Origin of the sequence: Microbacterium sp. OR16 (assembly GCF_047306725.1) — a bacterium.
Classification (GTDB): Bacteria; Actinomycetota; Actinomycetes; order Actinomycetales; family Microbacteriaceae; genus Microbacterium.
Genome location: NZ_JAZEXK010000002.1, coordinates 384,550 through 401,400, shown reverse-complemented (window position 1 = coordinate 401,400; position 16,851 = coordinate 384,550). Strand labels below are relative to the sequence as shown.

The window sequence follows — 16,851 nt, the reverse complement described above, 5'->3', positions numbered from 1 at the left end:
ACAATCAGGAGAACCGATGAGAATCAAGCTGACGCTGCGGCGCCCGGGTGCCCCCCTGACCGACATCGTCGTCATGGCGGACTCCACGGCGACGGTCGCCGATGTGGCTGGGCAGATCGCCGGCACCGACCCGCTGCGCTCCGTGGCGGCATCCGGCGGCGACGTGCTGAGCCTCTCCGTCGCCCCGCCGACCAGCGATGAGCTCGTCACGCTCAACCCCGACCTGCTGATCGGCGACGCGCCGGTCGGCTCGGGGTTCCTCGCCGAGGTCGTGAACCTCGGCCCCAACCGCGCCGCAACGACCATGCTGTCGAGCCGCTCGGCTGCCCTGCTGACCGTCGTCTCGGGGCCGGCCGCCGGGCAGGAGTTCCCTCTGCCGGTGGGGCACTTCTTCATCGGCCGCGACACCGCGAACGACGTGGTGCTCTCCGACCCGCTGGTCTCGAAGCGGCATGCGCGCATCGAGGTGGCAGCCACGTTCGTCGAGATCGTCGACCTGAACTCCGCGAACGGCATCCTCGTCGACGGCGGTCTCGTGCAGCGACTGCGCGTCATCCCCGGTCAGAAGTTCACGCTCGGCGACTGCGAGCTGGTCGTGCACCTGGTCAGCGACTACGACGGCTCGGCTGCCGCCGATCCCGTGCTCGAGCGCGGCGGGGCGCTGCTGTTCAACCGCAGCCCGCGCGTCGAGGAGCGCTACACCGGTGCCGACCTCGACGAGCCGCGCTATCCGAAAGATCAGGTGCAGCGGCTCTTCCCCTGGCCGATGCTGATCGCGCCGATCCTGCTCGGCGCGGCGATGTTCTTCATCTTCGACAACCCGCGTTCGCTGCTGATCATGGTCATGTCGCCGATGATGATGTTCGGCAACTTCATCTCGCAGAAGACCAACCTCGGTCAGCGCCTGCGCAAAGAGGTGGAGTCGTTCGAAGAGCAGTTCGAGCGCCTCGAAGAGAAGCTCTACCACGCCCAGCCGCGCGAACGCGAGGTGCGTCAGGCGGAGGTGCCGGCCGTGGCGATCGTCTTCGACGAGTCGATGCGCCTGGGGCCCATGCTGTGGACCCGGCGACCCGAGCACTGGAACTTCCTCGCCGTCCGCCTTGGCACCTGCGAAGACGAATCGCGCACCAAGGTCAAGCGCGCGGAGGTGCCCGAGGCGCTGGTCGAGTACGTCGAGCGCGTCGACCGGCTCGAAGACCGGTACCGGATGATCAGCGACGTGCCGATCCTCGAGTCGCTGCAGAGCGTCGGCTCGATCGGTGTGGCAGGTCCCACCTCGTCGGCGAGCGACGCCCTGCGCGGTCTCGCCGTGCAGCTGTTCGGCATGCACTCGCCCAACGAGCTCGTCACGGTGGCGATCACCGAGCCGGGCTGGGCGAACGAGCTGGACTGGCTGAAGTGGCTGCCGCACACCTCCAGTGAGCGCAACCCGTTCAAGGACGTGCCGCTGGCCGACTCGGCGTCGACGGGCGCCGCGCTGCTGAACGGGCTGGAAGAGCTCGTCATGCGACGGGCGAAGGCGGCATCCGCTCCCCGCCCTCCCTACGGCGACGACTGGGACCCGACCCTGTTCGGCACGGACGTGAAGAGAGCAGCCGAAGAGGCGAGCTTCCCCGGTCAGACCGCGGTGCTCGTTATCATCACCGACGACGCGCCCGTCGACCGGGCCCGGCTCACCCAGATCCTCGAACGGGGCGCCGACGTCGGTGTCTACGGGCTCTTCGTCGCACCGGTGGTCGAAGCGCTGCCGGCTGCGTGCCGCAGCTTCGTCGACGTCACCGGCGGACTCGAGAACGCGCGCGTCGGCACCGTCCGCAACGGCGTCTCGTACACCGGCGTGCAGGTCGAGGGCGTCTCGCACGCGTACATGACCATGTTCGCGAAGCGCCTCGCGCCCGTCGTCGACTCGAGCACGGTCGTCGAGGATTCCTCCGACATCCCGAACTCGGTGATGTTCCTCTCCCTGGTCGGCGGCGAGGTGGCATCCGACCCGACCGCGGTCATCGACCGCTGGCGGCAGAACAACACGATCATCGACCGCTCGGGCGCCCCGCAGTCGCGGCTGAAGAAGGCAGGCAACCTTCGCGCGATCATCGGCCAGGCGCAGACGGATGCCATGACGCTCGACCTGCGCACGCAGGGCCCGCACGCCCTCGTCGGCGGCACCACGGGCGCGGGGAAGAGCGAGTTCCTGCAGGCGTGGGTGCTCGGCATGGCCGCCGCGCACAGCCCCGATCGCGTCACCTTCCTGTTCGTGGACTACAAGGGCGGATCGGCGTTCGCCGACTGCGTCGACCTGCCGCACACGGTCGGCCTGGTCACCGACCTCAGCCCGCACCTCGTGCGGCGGGCGCTCACCAGCCTGCGCGCCGAGCTGCACCATCGCGAGCACCTCTTCAACCGCAAGAAGGCGAAGGACCTGCTCGAGCTCGAGAAGCGCCGCGACCCCGACACCCCGCCCGCACTCGTGCTCGTGATCGACGAGTTCGCCGCGCTCGCCGGAGAGGTGCCCGAGTTCGTGGACGGCGTGGTCGACATCGCCCAGCGCGGGCGCTCGCTCGGCATCCACCTGATCATGGCCACCCAGCGGCCCGCCGGTGTCATCAAAGACAACCTGCGCGCCAACACGAACCTGCGCGTCGCGCTGCGCATGGCTGACGAGTCCGACTCCAAGGACGTCGTCGACGACCCGATCGCGGCATCCTTCCCGCCGTCGATCCCCGGTCGCGGCATCGCCAAGACCGGGCCGGGGCGTCTCGTGCCCTTCCAGTCGGCGTACGCCGGCGGCTGGACGACCGATGAGGTGCAGGTCGCCGAGGTGAAGGTCGCCGAGCTGCGCTTCGGATCGACCCAGCTCTGGGAGGCCGAGCAGGCCCCCGAGTCCGACTCCCACGACGAGGACCTCGGACCCACCGATCAGAAGCGCATCGTCGCGACCCTGGTGAAGGCGTCCGCGCAGGCGGGCATCCCGGCGCCGCGCCGACCCTGGCTCGACGACCTCGAGCAGGCCGTCGACCTGCGCGACCTGCCGCTGCGCGGCGACGGCGAGATCCTGCTCGGCAAGATGGACGTGCCCGCGCGCCAACTGCAGGAGCCGACCTACTTCGTGCCCGATAAGGACGGCTCGCTGCTGGTCTACGGTACGAGCGGCTCGGGCAAGTCGACCGTGCTGCGCACTCTGGCCATCGCCGCCGGGCACGATCCGAAGAGCAGCGTCGAGGTGTACGGCCTCGACTTCGGCTCGGGGTCGTTGCGCAGCCTCGAGGTGCTGCCGCATGTCGGGTCGATCATCGCGGGCGATGATGCCGAGCGCGTGCAGCGCATCCTGCGCTCGCTGGCGCGGGTGCTCGATGACCGGGGCAAGCGCTTCAGCGCCGCGAACGCGGCGAGCCTCACCGAGTACCGCGAGATCACCGGACGCGACGAGTCGCGCATCCTCTTCCTCATCGACGGGTTCCCGCAGTTCCGCTCGGAGTGGGAGTCGACGACCGCGCGGATGCCGTTCTACCAGACGTTCATGCGGATCCTCGGCGAGGGTCGCCCGCTGGGCGTGCATGTGGTCGCAACCGCCGACCGGTCAGGATCGGTCCCGACGGCAGTGAGCGCGAACGTGTCGCGACGCGTGGTGCTTCGTCTTGCCGACGAGTCGGCGTATGCGATGCTCAACGCGCCGAAGGACGTGCTCGACGAGCGCTCCGCTCCGGGACGCGCCATCGTGGACGGGCTGGAGACGCAGATCGCGACACTGGGCGGAACCCCCAACGTCGCCGAGCAGACCAAGCTGCTCGAGAAGCTGGCGGCGGACCTGCGCGCGGCGGGGGCTCGCGAGGTCGCCGAGATCGGCGCCCTGCCGACCCGGCTGTCGGTTCGCGACCTCCCCGAGCGCGTGGGCGAGTTCCCCGTGCTCGGGGTCGCCGAGGACACCCTGTCGGCGCGCGATTTCGACCCGGTGGGCACTTTCGTGGTCGCCGGTCCTCCGCTGTCGGGCAAGACCAACGCACTGAAGGCGATGATCACCTCGATGCGCCGGTTCGACCCCGAGGTGAAGCTGTTCCACTTCGGCGGCCGCCGCTCGCAGCTCAAGGAGTACGCCGACTGGACGCGCAGCGCCGTGACACCCGACGATGCCAAGGAGCTCGCCAAGGAGATCACCGAGCTGGTCGCCGACGAGGCGCTTCCCGTGCGCGTGATGATCGTGGTGGAGGACGTGCCGCAGTTCGCCGACAGCCCCGCCGAGCGCGAGATGAAGGCGCTGTTCCAGGCGATCAACCGCAGCGACCACTTCCTCGTCGGCGATGCCGACGTGACGCAGGTCACCAGCGGCTTCGGGTTCATCGGCGACTTCAAGGCGGGCCGCAAGGGCATCATCCTCAAGCCCGACTCGTTCGACGGCGACGCCGTGTTCAAGGTGCCCTTCCCCAAGGTCAAGCGCACCGACTTCCCCGAGGGCCGCGGTATCTTCGTGCAGGCGGGGCGCCAGGTGACGGTGCAGCTGCCACTGGTCGAGGGGGAGGTACTCGCATGAGAGAAGCGGAACTGCGGCGCGCGGCAGGTCGATCCTGCACGTGCGGCTATCTCGAGAGCGGGGTCGTCCCAGGAAGGCTCTGCTTCGACTGCGGCGATCGTGCGCTCGCGGACTGGCTCACAGAAGAGAAGTCGCTGCTCGCGCGGATGCCGGGATGCGGCACCGCTGTGGCGCAGCTGCTCGATGACCGGCGCGACGACAGCGCATGGCCGTGGGGCGACGCTCCAACGAGCCCAGCGCCGAGGCGCAATGGGAACGCGACAAGGCGGCGCGGAGTCTGAGCGCGGTACGCCGGCGGCATCGCGCTGAGCTCGCCGACGTCAGCCTGAACGGCTGAGCTGAGATGCCGCGACCGGCCGCATGGCATCTTCGTGCAGGCGGGCCGCCAGGTCACTGTGCAGCCGCCCCTGGTCGAGGGGGATCGGCTCACCTGATGCTCCGTGGCTGGGATGCATGGGTAGTTGTCCCCATCGAGCAGGTGCCGGTCATTACGTAAGCTTGCCGCGGGCAGAGAGTCAAGGGGAGAGTGACCACGTGGGTCGCGCCACCGATCGGGAGGGAGTGACATGGGTCAGGACATCAACATCCCCATGTCGAAGCTGGAGCAGCTGAACACATCGCTGACCAACATCATCAGCGAGTTCGAGAACGCGGGATCGCGAGGCGACGCCCTCGAGTCCGCGATCGGCTCGCCTCACGGCGAGAGCGCGCTGCGCAACGAGGTCGACCGCTTCGAGAGCGCGTGGAACGACAAGCGCGACACGCTGAAGGAGAAGCTCGAGAGCGCGAAAGAGCGTGTCGTCGACTTCGTGCAGGCATGGACCGACTTCGACCTGGAGGCGGCGAAGAACCTCGACTCGACCGAGAACCCGCCGCAGGTCGACGACCCGTCGCAGTCCCAGAACCCGAGGTGATTGACATGGATCGCACACCCACCGCCGGCAAGCGCTACGAGATTCTGCCCATTAGCGGAGAACCGTACGACATCGAACGCCGCGGCATCGAGATCGAGAGTCTCGGCGATCAGATGATCGCTGCCGCGAGCCTGCTCGACACGATCGATCTCGGCGCGGAATGCCGAGGCAAGAGCCTCGACGCCCTCAAAGGGGACGTCACCGACGTCAAGGACGACCTGCGCAAAGCAGGGGAGCGGTACCAGCCGAGCGGAACCCATATCGTCGCGTACGCGAGAGCCCTCGACGGCGTGCAGACGACGCTGAGCACCCTCATCCCCGATCTCGAGACGCTGTGGAACACGTACCAGACCACGGCGAGCTCGTTCGAGGACGATTCGAAGCTGCCGGCGCCGGAAGAGGGCGAGTCGGCGGACGATCGCACCACTCAGGGAGACGTCAACGAAGACCACCAGGCGTGGAAGCTGAAGGCCGTCGAGTACGAGGCGGCCTACGACACGTGGTGGGAAGCCTACGAGACGGCCCGCAGCGGCATCCAGGACGCGAACGACAGCGGCGTCGAGGACTCCTGGTGGGACGATCAGCTGCCCTGGCTCGAGACGCTCGGCACGATCCTGTCGTACGCCGGGATCGTGCTGGCAGTCGCCGCCTGCATCCTGGGCGGGCCGTTCATCCTCGCCGCGGCGATCGTCGGCCTGGCGGCTCTCGCGGTAACGGTGTGGAAGGTGAGCTGCGGCCGAGGGAACTGGCTGGACATCGCGGTGGCCGCGATCGGCGTCTTCCCGTTCGGCAAGGCGTTCTCGGCGTTCAAGGCGTTCAAGGCGGCGCCGGGTCTCTCCAGCCTCGGCCAGGGGCTGCTGGGCATCGGCGGCGACGTGGTGGGTGCCGGCTGGAAGAGCGGATCGAAGCTGACCGGACTGCTCACAGAGGGGCGGGTCGGGCAGGTGTTCCATGCCGACGGCCTGCTCAACGCCAACGGGACGAGAGTGATGAACAACTTCTTCAAGGGTCTCGATTCGCCGTCGATGCTCACCCGTCTCCTCCGCGGCGGTGACGGAGCGTGGGCGGGCGCGATCGGCGACAGTGCGTCGGGGCTCTCGAACAAGGCGTTCAACAACCTGCGATCCTTCCTCGGGGATGCCCCGAACGGTGGGATCATGGATGACATGCTCTCCGGTGGCAACGCGGCTCTCGACTTCGTCGACAACCTCGGCAAAGCAGGATTCGGATTCGGCTACGACCGTGCGACGGGAGGCTGGGGCTTCTGATGCGAACGATCGAGATCGACGTCGACGACCGGTGGCTGCTTCCCGTGCCGGCTGACGTCGACGCGGCGGCGTGGGCGGAGGAGTGCGTGTCGACCCTCCGGTCGGAACCCGATCGCGACCGCGAGGAGACGAAGTCCGCCTTGATCTCGCTGGTCGAGAGCGTCGACCCGCGCGCATTCGCCACTCTGCTCTTCTGCCCGGACGGCCTTCCTGGCCGGGCGCTGGTGGCGGTGTACGCGACGGCCTCCGACGTGACGAGCCTGGGCGATCTCCCCGAACTCGCACCGGCCGCGCTGCCGAGGCAGGTGCTCCCTCTGGGCGACCACGAGCTGTCGGAGGGGCGAGTGATCTCGACGCTCACACAGGTGCGGGATGTCGGCCTCCTCGGCACACTGCAGTACGAGCTGCTGCGTGACGGCGCGCTCCTTGAGATCGTCGCGACGAGCCCGAGCCTGCCGCATCTCGGCGCGGGCATGCCGGTCTTCGAAGAGCTGATCGAGCGCATCGACGTCGGTCCGATAGGGAGGACGACACATGTCTCTGCGTGAGGAACTGTTCGGCCTCGCACCGGGAGTACCGCGCTTCCGGATGCTGCTTCCTGCTGAGTGGGCGAGCTTCCCCGTGACGCCCGAGCTGGGCGGCGAACTGGAGAAGCGCGCTCGCGAGGTGTTCGCCCGCGCCGGACGCCCCGACCTCGACGGCGTCTTCAGCGCCCAGCTGTCATCAGCGATGAGAGGTCTGGAGGAATCGGGCGCCAATTACGTCTTCCTTCCCTCCGAGCGCACGCCGGGCAAGGACCCGCTCGCGCTCTCGATGATCGCCACCTTCGTGAATTCTCCGGACGGGTCCCTCGATGGGTGGATCAAGACGAGGGTGCGCAGTCATGGCGCCGAGATGCTCGACCCCGGCGGACGGATCATCCGCTGGCACGAGCGGAGGCCCGGCCTCGACGACGAGACGCACCGCGCGCAGAGCATCTACGTCACACCCGTGCCTGGAACGAACCGACGACGCGCGCTCATGCTCACGGGCAGCACCGTCATCGGCGCGGACTCTCCCGACGACGACGAGTACGCCGTGGCCGTGCGGATGATTTTCGACGCGATGGCTTCCACCGTCACCTGGATCATCGATGATGCGGAGGCCCAGTCATGAAGCCGGTCGTGCGTCTGCAGGGGGAGGACACGGACGTCAGAGAGATCGGGCAGGCAGCGGTCAACGCCATGGAGGTGCGTCCGCAGGCGGCGTCCGCGCTGTTCGCGAGGCTGTGGTCGATCCATCAGCGCCGCAGATCCGCCGTCTCGGCGATGAGCGCTCAGCAGCCGGCATCAGCAACTCCCCCGGTGCTGCGGGAAACCGGATCCGCGCTCCGGGCTGTCTGGGGAACGCTGCTCGGAATCGGCCTGACCGCCGCGCTCGTCTCGGCGGTCATGTTCGGGCCGTCAGACCGGAAGAACGCCTTCCTGAACCCCGAGCTGGCCGGAACGGTGGCGCTGGTCGCCGGAGCGATCGCCGTTCCCGCCCTGATGATCGTGCTGCTCCTGCGGGTGCCCGATCATCAGAGCGCACGTGTCGGAGAAACCGTGTCTGTGCTGGTCGGGCTCGTCTGCGTCGGCATGCTGGTGTTCCGCCTCGCGGCGGGATCGGCCGATGAGCGGGGATTCTCGTCTGAAGCGATCGCGTGGTGGGTGCCGATGACCGCCGTCATCGTGCTGCTGATCATCGGGCTCGCCGTGCGCAGCGACGGCGTGCGCCGCGGCCCCGCCGATCCGGTAGACCGTGCGGCGAAGCGCTCGGGTGCAGACGATCGGCATCAGATGCGCCGCGACGCGGAATGGGCATCGTCCGTGAAGTCGGAACCCGCCGTGGCGACCGCGTGGACCGCGGGGCTGGACGACCTCCGAGAGCGAGTCGATCCGGACGCCCTCGCTCAGGCGCGCGCCATGACGCCTGCCGCGTGGCTCGCATGGATGAGCTACGACGGCGAGATCGACATCTCGGGCGTCGTGCCCCGCCGCTGATCCCCCGCCCCCTTCTCTGTCGAAACCTGCACCTGTTGCCGGTTTCGGCGTCCGGGCGGGATGGGGAGTTGTACCCATCGACGGGCGTTTGTGGGGGCTTGTAGGTTTGTGGTGTCGGGCCGGGGTGGTCCGGTTCGATCGATTTATCGGAGGTGTGGACGATGGCCGATTTCGGTGCGTCTTATGCGGAGATGGAGCAGGTGGCGTCGTCGCTGTCGCAGGCTCGTGATGACATTCAGGGTCAGCTGGACACTCTGAAGGGGCAGGTGGACACGCTGCTGGGTGAGGACTTCAAGACGCAGCACGCGTCGGGCAAGTTCGGTGAGGGCTACGGTGAGCTGACCACGGGTCTGAAGACCGCGGTGGACGGCATCAACGACATGTCCGAGTCGCTGCTGGGCATGATGCGCGCGATCCAGGACCTGGATCAGCAGCTCGCCGGCGGCTGAACCCGGGCGCGAGCTTTTCGAGGGGGTCGACCATGACGGTCGGCCCCCTCATCGCATCCAGACGACCTGCCGACTGCGAGCAGGGCTGCGACGCAGATGACGTGATGCGTGCGTGGGGAGTTGTCCCCATGGTTCCGGGTGCGGGGGCGTCTTATAGCGCCGCTCGATGAGCGGACTGCCCAAGCCGGGCATGTTCGTCAACCCGCTGCGCACCATCGCCAACGGCGGCCCCGAAGTCCAGCAGATCCAGTGGTTCCTGACGACCATGAAGGGCTCGGGGTGGGGCTCAACGCGGTGTCCTGGACCGGGGCTGCCGGATTGACCGGATACGGCGCTGCCACGGCACCGTGGTGAGAGGCCGTAGGTTGGGGAATATGTCCTCTGCCCCCGCCCGTCTGCAGAAGAGGACCACGACGCTCTACCTGCTGCTGAGGATGCTGCAGGCCGCTGTGCTCATCGTGTATCTGCTCGGCTCCCTTCTGCTCGCCGGGGGTCAGGTCAGTGTTCACGGTTCGCCCATCTGGGACGCCGCCGTCGACTTCCCGCTGTTCTCCCTTCCGGGGTGGCTGATGCTGACGCTCTCGGTCATCGGCGTCCTGCTCGCGGTGGTCGTCCTCATGCTGTCGCGAGTGGACGACGCCGGTCGCGTCGTCGGCGCCTTCTCGGCGACCGCCGCTGCCACCGTCGCCTCGTTCTTCTTCGCGTGGGCGCTGCCCGAGGGGTCGGGAGCGGATCTTTCGCTGCGGTGGGCGGCGGCGTTCACCGACGTTGCGGTTCTGCTCGCCCTGCTCGTCACAGCCGGCACCCTCGCCCTGATGTCGGATCGCCGACGTGCACGGCAGGCTCTGCCGCTGTGGTCGGGGATGGGCGACGAAGCATGACCGACGAGCAGCCCGGGGGCTTCAGCATCCTCTTCCCGTCGGGCTGGACCCGGTACTTCGTCGATGACGAAGGTCGCAAGGCGCTCACGTCGCGCCTGTCCGCACAGATCCGCGCCCTCGGACGACCAGACCTCGACGTCGAGGCGCGGATGCTCATCAACCAGCAGTGGAAGCAGCTGCAGGGCCGCAGGGTCGGATCCATCTACCTTCCCGACACGATTCCGCCCCGCTGCCGATGTCGTTCGCTCTGATCCAGCATGTGGCGCAGGCGGGAAGCGATTTCGAGTCGTCGTTCCGCGGGATGGCCCACGGCCGCGTCGAGGCCTTCGACACGGTCATCGGGCGAATCCTGCGCGCAGACAGCGAGCGGCGCGGCAAGGAGGGGCTCGCCGAGGTCATCGGGCGCCAGATCGACTACGGCATCCCGCTGCCCGGGCAGGGCGAGGGGCGCGGGATGATCATCTCGGCTTCGATCACCACGTTGGACGAGACCGATCCCGCGCACGTCGCGGGTCTGGCGGAACTCAGCGACACGATCGTGGAGATGTTCCGATGGCGGCAGTGAGCGGCTTCAGAGTGCGGCCGGACCGGGAAGCCTGGCTGACTCTGCCCATGACCTTCCCCTTCAACGATCTCGCCGACGATCTGGCCTGGGGGCCGAGGTCGCGCAGGACCGGGCCGCTGAGGGCGCGCCCGCCGCAGTGCGCACCGCCATCGCTGAGAGCGTGCTCGCCCTGGTGCGCGCCGATCCTCCGCTTCCAGGCGTGCGGGAGCGGTTCTGGTTGGTGCAGGGGATCGCGCCGATCGAGGGCTCCACGTTCGAGGAGGCGCTCGACTGCGTGCTCATCATCCCCTTGGGGGAGGAGAGCATCGCACTGCGACGGCAGATCGGACGGCGGGCCGGGACGCTCGTGCTCATGGACGTGTTCGTCGAGGACGGCGTTGCGCTGTACCAGGCGGAGCAGGATATCTCCGCGCTCTTCGCCTCTGTTCAGCTGCGTTGAGACGGCAGCTCGGCGGGCGGTGCGGTGATGGGGAGTTGTCCCCATCGACTGCGGCTTGCGGGGGCTTGTAGTTTGGTGGTGTCGGGCCGGGGTGGTCCGGTTCGATCGATTTATCGGAGGTGTGGACGATGGCCGATTTCGGTGCGTCTTATGCGGAGATGGAGCAGGTGGCGTCGTCGCTGTCGCAGGCTCGTGATGACATTCAGGGTCAGCTGGACACCCTGAAGGGGCAGGTGGACACGCTGCTGGGTGAGGACTTCAAGACGCAGCACGCGTCGGGCAAGTTCGGTGAGGGCTACGGTGAGCTGACCACGGGTCTGAAGACCGCGGTGGACGGCATCAACGACATGTCCGAGTCGCTGCTGGGCATGATGCGCGCGATCCAGGACCTGGATCAGCAGCTCGCCGGCGGCTGAGTTCTGCTTTCCGGGGAGGGGTCGACGGTTCGCCGTCGGCCCCTCCTTCGGGTCTGCGGCCCCTACTCTGTGTGCATGGGACACGCCGACACGTGGGTCGGTAGCCTGACCGCATCATGACGCTCACTCATGCGGATGCACGATCCTGGGCACGCGCGCGCTCGGCCGCCGAGGAGCCGAGGCTCGGGATGCTGGAGGCGGTGGCCTTCCAGGAGCATCCCGACCTCGTGGCGACGTTCGGCAGCGACGGCGCGGCGGTCGCCGAGATCCTCACCCGGCACAGGTCGAGCCCAGCACGGCAGGGCTCCACCGCGGTGCTGGCGGTGCTGGCGATCCTCGGCGTGAGCGCTCCGGTGGAGCAGGCGCTTACAGCACCGTTAGGCACCCTGTTCACGCTCGACCCGATCCGGAGAGCACGCCGTGACCGACGCCCCTCAGGGCTCCGCGATGCGTGTGGGCCTGCGCGAGCTGCTCGAGCGGTGAACCCGACCTGCCGGAGTGGGGAGTAATGCCCATCGACTGCCGGATGCTCGCTCCAGTAGCGTCGAGGCGCGAAGTGAGGACCGATGCCGGAGGGGGCGAGATGTCCGAAGACGACCTGCGGACGGCGCTGGCCGGACTGCGCGTGCGCATTCCGCGAACAGCGCAGGATGCCGTTGCTCTGCGCGCCGAGGTGCGCGCGGCCGATGCCGCACTCGGGCGTCACCTGCGTGCCGCGGCGGCGCAAAGCCAGGCCGGCCGGGACGAGCGCCGGGGCGGTGACGCGCGATGACCGACGTCAGGATGGACCTCGCGCGGCTGGAATCGACCGCGCGCACCGCGAAAGGGCTCGCGACGACGTTCGACGAGGCCGAGCGCTTCGCCGGTGACATCGGCGGCCTCACCGGTCACGGCGGCCTCGCCGGCACGATCGACGATTTCGGAGGCAAGTGGGACATCGCCCGTGAGGATCTGCGCGACAACCTGCGCTCGCAGGCCGAGTTCATGCAGGCCATCGTCGACACCTTCCGTGATCTCGACGCGAAGATGGCTCAGGAAGGGGAGGGGTAGGTCATGAGTGTTCTTCCCGGGCATCCGGCCGAGCTCACCTCACGCGCGGCCGACCTCGTCTCCTCCGCCGAGGTGATCCTCGACGTCATCCAGGAGCTGCGCGGCATCGTCGCCGATGACGAGGGGAAGGCCGTTCAGGCACTCTACGAGCAGAACGAGGAGATCTCGTCGCAGCTCGAGCGGATCCATCCGCGGTACAAGGGCACGGCAGACGCCATCACCGAATACGCCGTCGCACTCACCGCCGCGCACGACGATGCAGAGCGAGCCCAGAACGACCTCGACGATGCCCTGCTCGCTCAGGGACGCGCCGACCGCGCGCTGGCGGATCTCTCCGACCAGGTGAAGACGGCCGACACCCCGTCGCCCGCCCTCACCGACCAGGTGCCCGGTGCGCAGCGCGCGGCCGACGACGCAGCCGCCGCGGTCGGCGCGGCGCGGGCTCGGATCGACGCCGCCCGGGAGGCGATGAACGAGGCCGCGGAGAGAGCGATCAGTCGGATCGATGCGGCGATCGCCGCCACGAACGAGGGATTCTGGGACGGCGTCGGCGACTTCTTTTCCGACATCGGCGACTTCCTCGCCGGGATCGGGGAGTGGATCGGCGACTTCCTGCAGGACGTCGTCGACCTGCTCAAGAGCATCGCCGACACGATCGTCGCCATCCTCGGCGCGCTCGTCGTGCTGCTGCTCGTCGTGGCCATCGGAGCGCTCTTCGGCACCATCGGTCTCATCATCGGCGCCGTCATCGCCGGCGTGCTCGCAGCCTTCCTGATCTGGAGCGTCCTGTCGGATGTGGTCAAGGGCACGCCGGACGTGAGCCGCACCGACCCGTACCGGCATGCGAAGAAGAAGGTGATCCCTGATCACCCGACCCTCGCGAACGTCCTCGACGGAACCGGCGAGGTCGACCGGCTGGGCGGCGAGACCGATTCGGTGATCAAGATCACGAAGGTTCTCGGTCCCGACGGCTGGTACTACACGGTGACACTGCCCAGCACGCAGGAGTGGCTCTCACGATTCGGCGACCAGGGCGCGGTGAACGATCTCGACAGCAACCTGGCGCTGATGCTCACCCCGGCGCTGCAGACCCAGTACGAGCGGGCCGTGCTCGAGGCGATGGACCAGGCCGGAGTCGGTCCGGATGACCCTGTCATGCTCGTCGGGTTCAGCCAGGGCGGAATCATGGCCGGTCACCTGGCGGCGTACAACTCGGACTACAACTGGCGGGCCGTCGTGGCATCCGGCGCACCGATCGACCACATGCCCATACCGAGCGACATCGACGTCGTCTCCGTCCAGCACAACGGCGACCCCGTGCCGCGCCTGGATGCCATCGCCGGAGACTTCGACAGCGTCGAGCACGGGTCGAACTGGACGTCGATCCGCGTGGACCCGCCCGTGCCCAACCCGGTTCTCGGAGTCGACACCGAAGCACACAGCGCGGCGAAGTACTCCGCCACCTACCAGCAGCATCTCGCGCAGGTTCAGGCGGATCATCCCGGCCTCGGAGACTTCTTCAACCAGGATGGCTACACAGACATCTCCTACTACCACTGGAGTGAATGATGCGTTCGAGCGTTGGCGCACGACGCCTGCTGGCGGTCGTGCTGGCAGGTGCGGTGCTAGGCGGTGGGATGACCGGGTGCAGAGCAGAGCTTCCGGGAACAGGACAGACAGAGGAGACGACCGTGAATTACGGTGACGTGGCGGATGCGCTGGCCTCGGCGGTGCCGAGAATCACCGAGGTCGATTCCCTCGAGCGGTCCCGCGACGGGTTCGGGTACCGGCTCAGCGTGGGATTGGTGACCGATTCCGTGCAGCCCTTCTCGAGCGACGAGCTGGACAGGGTGATCGAGACCATCTGGCAGACGCTCCCGTGGGAGCCGGCGACGATCGAACTCGTCGCCGGTGCGCCGACGGCGGAGGACGAGGAACCCGTCGATCTGCGAGCCGCCGCCGCGGGCCTCGAACCGCTCACCGTCACCGACGCCGGACAAGGCGGAGTGAGCCTCACCGACATGCGCGCTCGCTACGGGGAGTGGACGGAACCGGAGTGAGCGCGCCGGAACTGCGATTTCGGCTGCCGGGGCGGTGGTACGCGGTCGATCTGTCGAGCGCTGCGGCAGCCACGGCATCCATCCGCCGCATAGCGAAGGAGTCCGTCGGCCCGGCCGACGACCGCGCGCCCGAGCGCGCGCGGGTGCGGCATCAGCTGCAGGATGCCGTGGCCGCGGGCTCCCGTGGTGACATCCGGGCGATCATGTTCTCGACCGAGATCGCGCTCGGTGCGCCGCTGCCGGTCACCCTGCTCGTCTTCGAGCCCACCGACCTGCGGATGAGCCCGGCGATCGGCACCGCACCGGAAGCCGTACTCGCGGTCATGGCCGAGGGCCTGAAAGAGCTCGATCCCGCGGCGCACGCGTCGATGGCCGAGGTGCGCGGTCCCGGTGTTCCGGCACTGCGCACGCACCGCACCGAGTCCGTCGCCGACGGCAGCGAGGCCGACGGCACGCTCCGACTGATCGCGGACTACTGGATCCCCGTTCCGGGGACGAAGCAGATGGTGCTCGCGCGTTTCTCGACCCCGCTCGGCGAGCTGGAGAACATGATGTGCGCCTTGTTCGACGAGTTCGTGGCGGCCGCGTACTTCGCGAGCGAGCGTGAGCCGTCGCTGCGCGAGCAGCTGCTGGCCGCGAAGGGCTGACAGCGACCCGTTCAGTGGGGCGCGTCGGCCAGGTGCCGGGCGTGATGCCCGAGCACCTTGACCATGATCCCGCGCCGACGCAGCTCGGAGATCGTGCGCGACTCTTCGTCGCGATCGCGGCCCAGCGCGTGCACGTTCGCCACCACGAGCACATCTCCCGGGCGCAGCGTCTCGATCAGCCGGGCCAGGCGATCGCCCCAGCTCTCCAGGATCTCGGGGGCGGGGTGGCGGAAGCCCTCGATCGGCACGCCGAAACGGGTCAGATCATCGCGCTGCTGGGTCACCGACGGCATGCCGTCGCGCGCGACGACGAGCCCGACCAGACGCGTCCCCTCCGGCCGCGCCGACCACCAGCCGTGATCGTCGTTCGCCAGGCACTTCGGGCAGTTCGCGGCCGCATGCGGCAGATGCAGCGGACTGGTCAGCGCAATCTCGGCCTCGCCGCCGTTCGGGTTCATCGCATCGGTCATCGCCGCACCTCCGGCATCCATTCTGCCCGAGTACCGCGTCTGGGGCCGCCTGACTCCGGGGTGCGGAGCCGGCGCTCAGATCAGCCCGAGCGAACGCACCGTCTCGCGCTCGTCGACCAGCTCGGCCACCGAGGCGTCGATGCGTGCCCGCGCCCAGGCATCCAGCTCAAGCCCTTCGACGATGCGCCACTCGCCGGCGATCGACTGCACGGGGAACGACGAGACCAGCCCCTCCGGCACGCCGTACTCGCCGTGCGAGACGACGCCGGCACTGGTCCACTCCTCGGTGCCGTGCACCCAGTCGCGCACGTGATCGATCGTCGCGCTCGCCGCGGACGCCACCGACGACGAACCGCGCACCTCGATGATCTCTGCGCCGCGCTTGGCCACCCGGGGGATGAACGTCTGCTCCTGCCAGGCGCGGACATCACCCACCGCGGCGGTCAGGCGCTCGGCGACCGGCTCGCCGTCGATCGTCGCGTGCGAGATGTCGGGGAACTGCGTGGCCGAGTGGTTGCCCCAGATCGGCACCCGGCGCACGCGGGCGACGGGTGCGTCGAGCGTCTGCGCGAGCTGCGCCCGGGCGCGGTTCTCATCGAGCCGGGTGAGGGCGGTGAACCGCTCGGCGGCAACGCCGTCGGCCGACGAGGCCGCGATCAGCGCGTTCGTGTTGGCGGGGTTGCCGACGACCGTGACGCGGATGTCGGATGCCGCGGCCGCCGCGATCGCGCGCCCCTGCGGGCCGAAGATGCCGCCGTTCGCGGCGAGCAGGTCGCCGCGCTCCATGCCGGGCCCGCGCGGACGGGCGCCGACGAGAAGCGCGAGGTTCGCCCCGTCGAATGCGATCTCGGCGTCATCGGTGACCTCGACGTCGTCGAGCAGCCCGAACGCGCCGTCCTGCAGCTCGAGCGCCGCGCCCTCGGCGGCGCGCAGCCCCTGCGGGATCTCGAGCAGACGCAGCCTGACGTGCTCGTCCGGCCCGAGCATGTCTCCCGCCGCGATGCGGAACAGCAGCGCGTAGCCGATCTGTCCGCCGGCCCCTGTGATCGTGATCGTCGTCGCCATGCCCTGAGCTTATGCCCCGCCTCCAGGCCGGGTGAGGGGTGCGCGCCGATTCGTCAAGCCCTCGTCGCCGGATCCCGCGGA

General features: G+C 68.7%; 21 protein-coding genes. 19 read left to right on the top strand and 2 right to left on the bottom strand.

The genetic code is table 11. From position 1 onward, the window contains the following. Positions 1-16: 16 nt before the first annotated feature. From V2S05_RS12530 to V2S05_RS12440, 19 genes are all read left to right on the top strand, one after another. A complete protein-coding gene (locus V2S05_RS12530) occupies positions 17-4,525 on the top strand; it encodes an FtsK/SpoIIIE domain-containing protein (protein ID WP_413635707.1) in 4,509 nt (1,502 codons plus the stop codon). A 566-nt stretch (positions 4,526-5,091) separates the two neighbouring features. Beyond that, complete coding sequence (locus V2S05_RS12525) at positions 5,092-5,439, top strand: hypothetical protein (protein WP_413635705.1); 348 nt, start codon at positions 5,092-5,094, stop codon at positions 5,437-5,439. Between the two features lie 5 nt (positions 5,440-5,444). Further along, on the top strand, positions 5,445-6,707 hold the full coding sequence (locus V2S05_RS12520; RefSeq protein ID WP_413635703.1) for a hypothetical protein: 1,263 nt from the start codon (positions 5,445-5,447) through the stop codon (positions 6,705-6,707). After that, positions 6,707-7,255, top strand: coding sequence for a hypothetical protein (locus V2S05_RS12515; protein WP_413635701.1), 549 nt, complete (start codon positions 6,707-6,709; stop codon positions 7,253-7,255). The genes V2S05_RS12520 and V2S05_RS12515 overlap by 1 nt, the downstream gene beginning before the upstream one ends. Further along, positions 7,242-7,862 carry a hypothetical protein gene (locus tag V2S05_RS12510; RefSeq protein ID WP_413635699.1) on the top strand — a complete coding sequence of 207 codons (621 nt, stop codon included), beginning with the start codon at positions 7,242-7,244 and terminating at the stop codon, positions 7,860-7,862. Before V2S05_RS12515 ends, V2S05_RS12510 begins: the two co-directional genes overlap by 14 nt. After that, positions 7,859-8,728: a hypothetical protein gene (locus V2S05_RS12505; protein ID WP_413635698.1), complete on the top strand. Its 870-nt coding sequence runs from the start codon at positions 7,859-7,861 to the stop codon at positions 8,726-8,728. The genes V2S05_RS12510 and V2S05_RS12505 overlap by 4 nt, the downstream gene beginning before the upstream one ends. A gap of 161 nt (positions 8,729-8,889) precedes the next feature. Beyond that, positions 8,890-9,177 (top strand): WXG100 family type VII secretion target, encoded by a 288-nt coding sequence (locus V2S05_RS12500; protein ID WP_083428829.1) that lies wholly within the window; start codon positions 8,890-8,892, stop codon positions 9,175-9,177. A gap of 166 nt (positions 9,178-9,343) precedes the next feature. Further along, positions 9,344-9,499, top strand: coding sequence for a hypothetical protein (locus V2S05_RS12495; protein WP_413635696.1), 156 nt, complete (start codon positions 9,344-9,346; stop codon positions 9,497-9,499). A 52-nt stretch (positions 9,500-9,551) separates the two neighbouring features. Next, positions 9,552-10,058, top strand: a complete 507-nt coding sequence (locus V2S05_RS12490) for a hypothetical protein (RefSeq protein ID WP_413635695.1) — start codon at positions 9,552-9,554, stop codon at positions 10,056-10,058. Further along, positions 10,055-10,309 (top strand): hypothetical protein, encoded by a 255-nt coding sequence (locus V2S05_RS12485; RefSeq protein ID WP_413635693.1) that lies wholly within the window; start codon positions 10,055-10,057, stop codon positions 10,307-10,309. Before V2S05_RS12490 ends, V2S05_RS12485 begins: the two co-directional genes overlap by 4 nt. Then, positions 10,294-10,623: a hypothetical protein gene (locus V2S05_RS12480; RefSeq protein ID WP_413635691.1), complete on the top strand. Its 330-nt coding sequence runs from the start codon at positions 10,294-10,296 to the stop codon at positions 10,621-10,623. Before V2S05_RS12485 ends, V2S05_RS12480 begins: the two co-directional genes overlap by 16 nt. A 136-nt stretch (positions 10,624-10,759) precedes the next feature. Beyond that, the gene (locus V2S05_RS12475; RefSeq protein ID WP_413635690.1) at positions 10,760-11,062 is read left to right on the top strand and encodes a hypothetical protein; all 303 of its coding nucleotides are present in this window, start codon (positions 10,760-10,762) and stop codon (positions 11,060-11,062) included. 128 nt (positions 11,063-11,190) lie between these two features. Further along, entirely contained in the window at positions 11,191-11,478 is a 288-nt protein-coding gene (locus tag V2S05_RS12470; RefSeq protein ID WP_083428829.1) for a WXG100 family type VII secretion target, read from the top strand. Positions 11,479-11,594: 116 nt separating this feature from the next. Continuing rightward, positions 11,595-11,987: a hypothetical protein gene (locus tag V2S05_RS12465; RefSeq protein ID WP_413635687.1), complete on the top strand. Its 393-nt coding sequence runs from the start codon at positions 11,595-11,597 to the stop codon at positions 11,985-11,987. 74 nt (positions 11,988-12,061) lie between these two features. Beyond that, the gene (locus V2S05_RS12460; RefSeq protein WP_271638690.1) at positions 12,062-12,250 is read left to right on the top strand and encodes a hypothetical protein; all 189 of its coding nucleotides are present in this window, start codon (positions 12,062-12,064) and stop codon (positions 12,248-12,250) included. Continuing rightward, positions 12,247-12,528, top strand: a complete 282-nt coding sequence (locus V2S05_RS12455; protein WP_413635685.1) for a hypothetical protein — start codon at positions 12,247-12,249, stop codon at positions 12,526-12,528. Before V2S05_RS12460 ends, V2S05_RS12455 begins: the two co-directional genes overlap by 4 nt. Positions 12,529-12,531: 3 nt before the next feature. Next, entirely contained in the window at positions 12,532-14,097 is a 1,566-nt protein-coding gene (locus V2S05_RS12450) for a hypothetical protein (protein ID WP_413635683.1), read from the top strand. A gap of 122 nt (positions 14,098-14,219) precedes the next feature. Continuing rightward, the gene (locus V2S05_RS12445; RefSeq protein ID WP_413635681.1) at positions 14,220-14,588 is read left to right on the top strand and encodes a hypothetical protein; all 369 of its coding nucleotides are present in this window, start codon (positions 14,220-14,222) and stop codon (positions 14,586-14,588) included. Beyond that, positions 14,585-15,235 carry a hypothetical protein gene (locus V2S05_RS12440; RefSeq protein WP_413635680.1) on the top strand — a complete coding sequence of 217 codons (651 nt, stop codon included), beginning with the start codon at positions 14,585-14,587 and terminating at the stop codon, positions 15,233-15,235. Before V2S05_RS12445 ends, V2S05_RS12440 begins: the two co-directional genes overlap by 4 nt. An 11-nt stretch (positions 15,236-15,246) precedes the next feature. Here the strand turns inward: V2S05_RS12440 and V2S05_RS12435 are convergent, their stop codons facing one another. Continuing rightward, complete coding sequence (locus V2S05_RS12435) at positions 15,247-15,705, bottom strand: recombinase family protein (protein ID WP_413635679.1); 459 nt, start codon at positions 15,703-15,705, stop codon at positions 15,247-15,249. Positions 15,706-15,780: 75 nt separating this feature from the next. Further along, positions 15,781-16,770: a malate dehydrogenase gene (locus V2S05_RS12430; protein WP_413635677.1), complete on the bottom strand. Its 990-nt coding sequence runs from the start codon at positions 16,768-16,770 to the stop codon at positions 15,781-15,783. Positions 16,771-16,851 lie beyond the last annotated feature (81 nt).

Coding starts and splice junctions, on each gene's coding strand:
- V2S05_RS12530 (WP_413635707.1), top strand. CDS start 17: ATGAGAATCAAGCTGACGCTGCGGCGCCCGGGTGCCCCCCTGACCGAC.
- V2S05_RS12525 (WP_413635705.1), top strand. CDS start 5,092: ATGGGTCAGGACATCAACATCCCCATGTCGAAGCTGGAGCAGCTGAAC.
- V2S05_RS12520 (WP_413635703.1), top strand. CDS start 5,445: ATGGATCGCACACCCACCGCCGGCAAGCGCTACGAGATTCTGCCCATT.
- V2S05_RS12515 (WP_413635701.1), top strand. CDS start 6,707: ATGCGAACGATCGAGATCGACGTCGACGACCGGTGGCTGCTTCCCGTG.
- V2S05_RS12510 (WP_413635699.1), top strand. CDS start 7,242: ATGTCTCTGCGTGAGGAACTGTTCGGCCTCGCACCGGGAGTACCGCGC.
- V2S05_RS12505 (WP_413635698.1), top strand. CDS start 7,859: ATGAAGCCGGTCGTGCGTCTGCAGGGGGAGGACACGGACGTCAGAGAG.
- V2S05_RS12500 (WP_083428829.1), top strand. CDS start 8,890: ATGGCCGATTTCGGTGCGTCTTATGCGGAGATGGAGCAGGTGGCGTCG.
- V2S05_RS12495 (WP_413635696.1), top strand. CDS start 9,344: ATGAGCGGACTGCCCAAGCCGGGCATGTTCGTCAACCCGCTGCGCACC.
- V2S05_RS12490 (WP_413635695.1), top strand. CDS start 9,552: ATGTCCTCTGCCCCCGCCCGTCTGCAGAAGAGGACCACGACGCTCTAC.
- V2S05_RS12485 (WP_413635693.1), top strand. CDS start 10,055: ATGACCGACGAGCAGCCCGGGGGCTTCAGCATCCTCTTCCCGTCGGGC.
- V2S05_RS12480 (WP_413635691.1), top strand. CDS start 10,294: ATGTCGTTCGCTCTGATCCAGCATGTGGCGCAGGCGGGAAGCGATTTC.
- V2S05_RS12470 (WP_083428829.1), top strand. CDS start 11,191: ATGGCCGATTTCGGTGCGTCTTATGCGGAGATGGAGCAGGTGGCGTCG.
- V2S05_RS12465 (WP_413635687.1), top strand. CDS start 11,595: ATGACGCTCACTCATGCGGATGCACGATCCTGGGCACGCGCGCGCTCG.
- V2S05_RS12460 (WP_271638690.1), top strand. CDS start 12,062: ATGTCCGAAGACGACCTGCGGACGGCGCTGGCCGGACTGCGCGTGCGC.
- V2S05_RS12455 (WP_413635685.1), top strand. CDS start 12,247: ATGACCGACGTCAGGATGGACCTCGCGCGGCTGGAATCGACCGCGCGC.
- V2S05_RS12450 (WP_413635683.1), top strand. CDS start 12,532: ATGAGTGTTCTTCCCGGGCATCCGGCCGAGCTCACCTCACGCGCGGCC.
- V2S05_RS12435 (WP_413635679.1), bottom strand. CDS start 15,705: ATGACCGATGCGATGAACCCGAACGGCGGCGAGGCCGAGATTGCGCTG.
- V2S05_RS12430 (WP_413635677.1), bottom strand. CDS start 16,770: ATGGCGACGACGATCACGATCACAGGGGCCGGCGGACAGATCGGCTAC.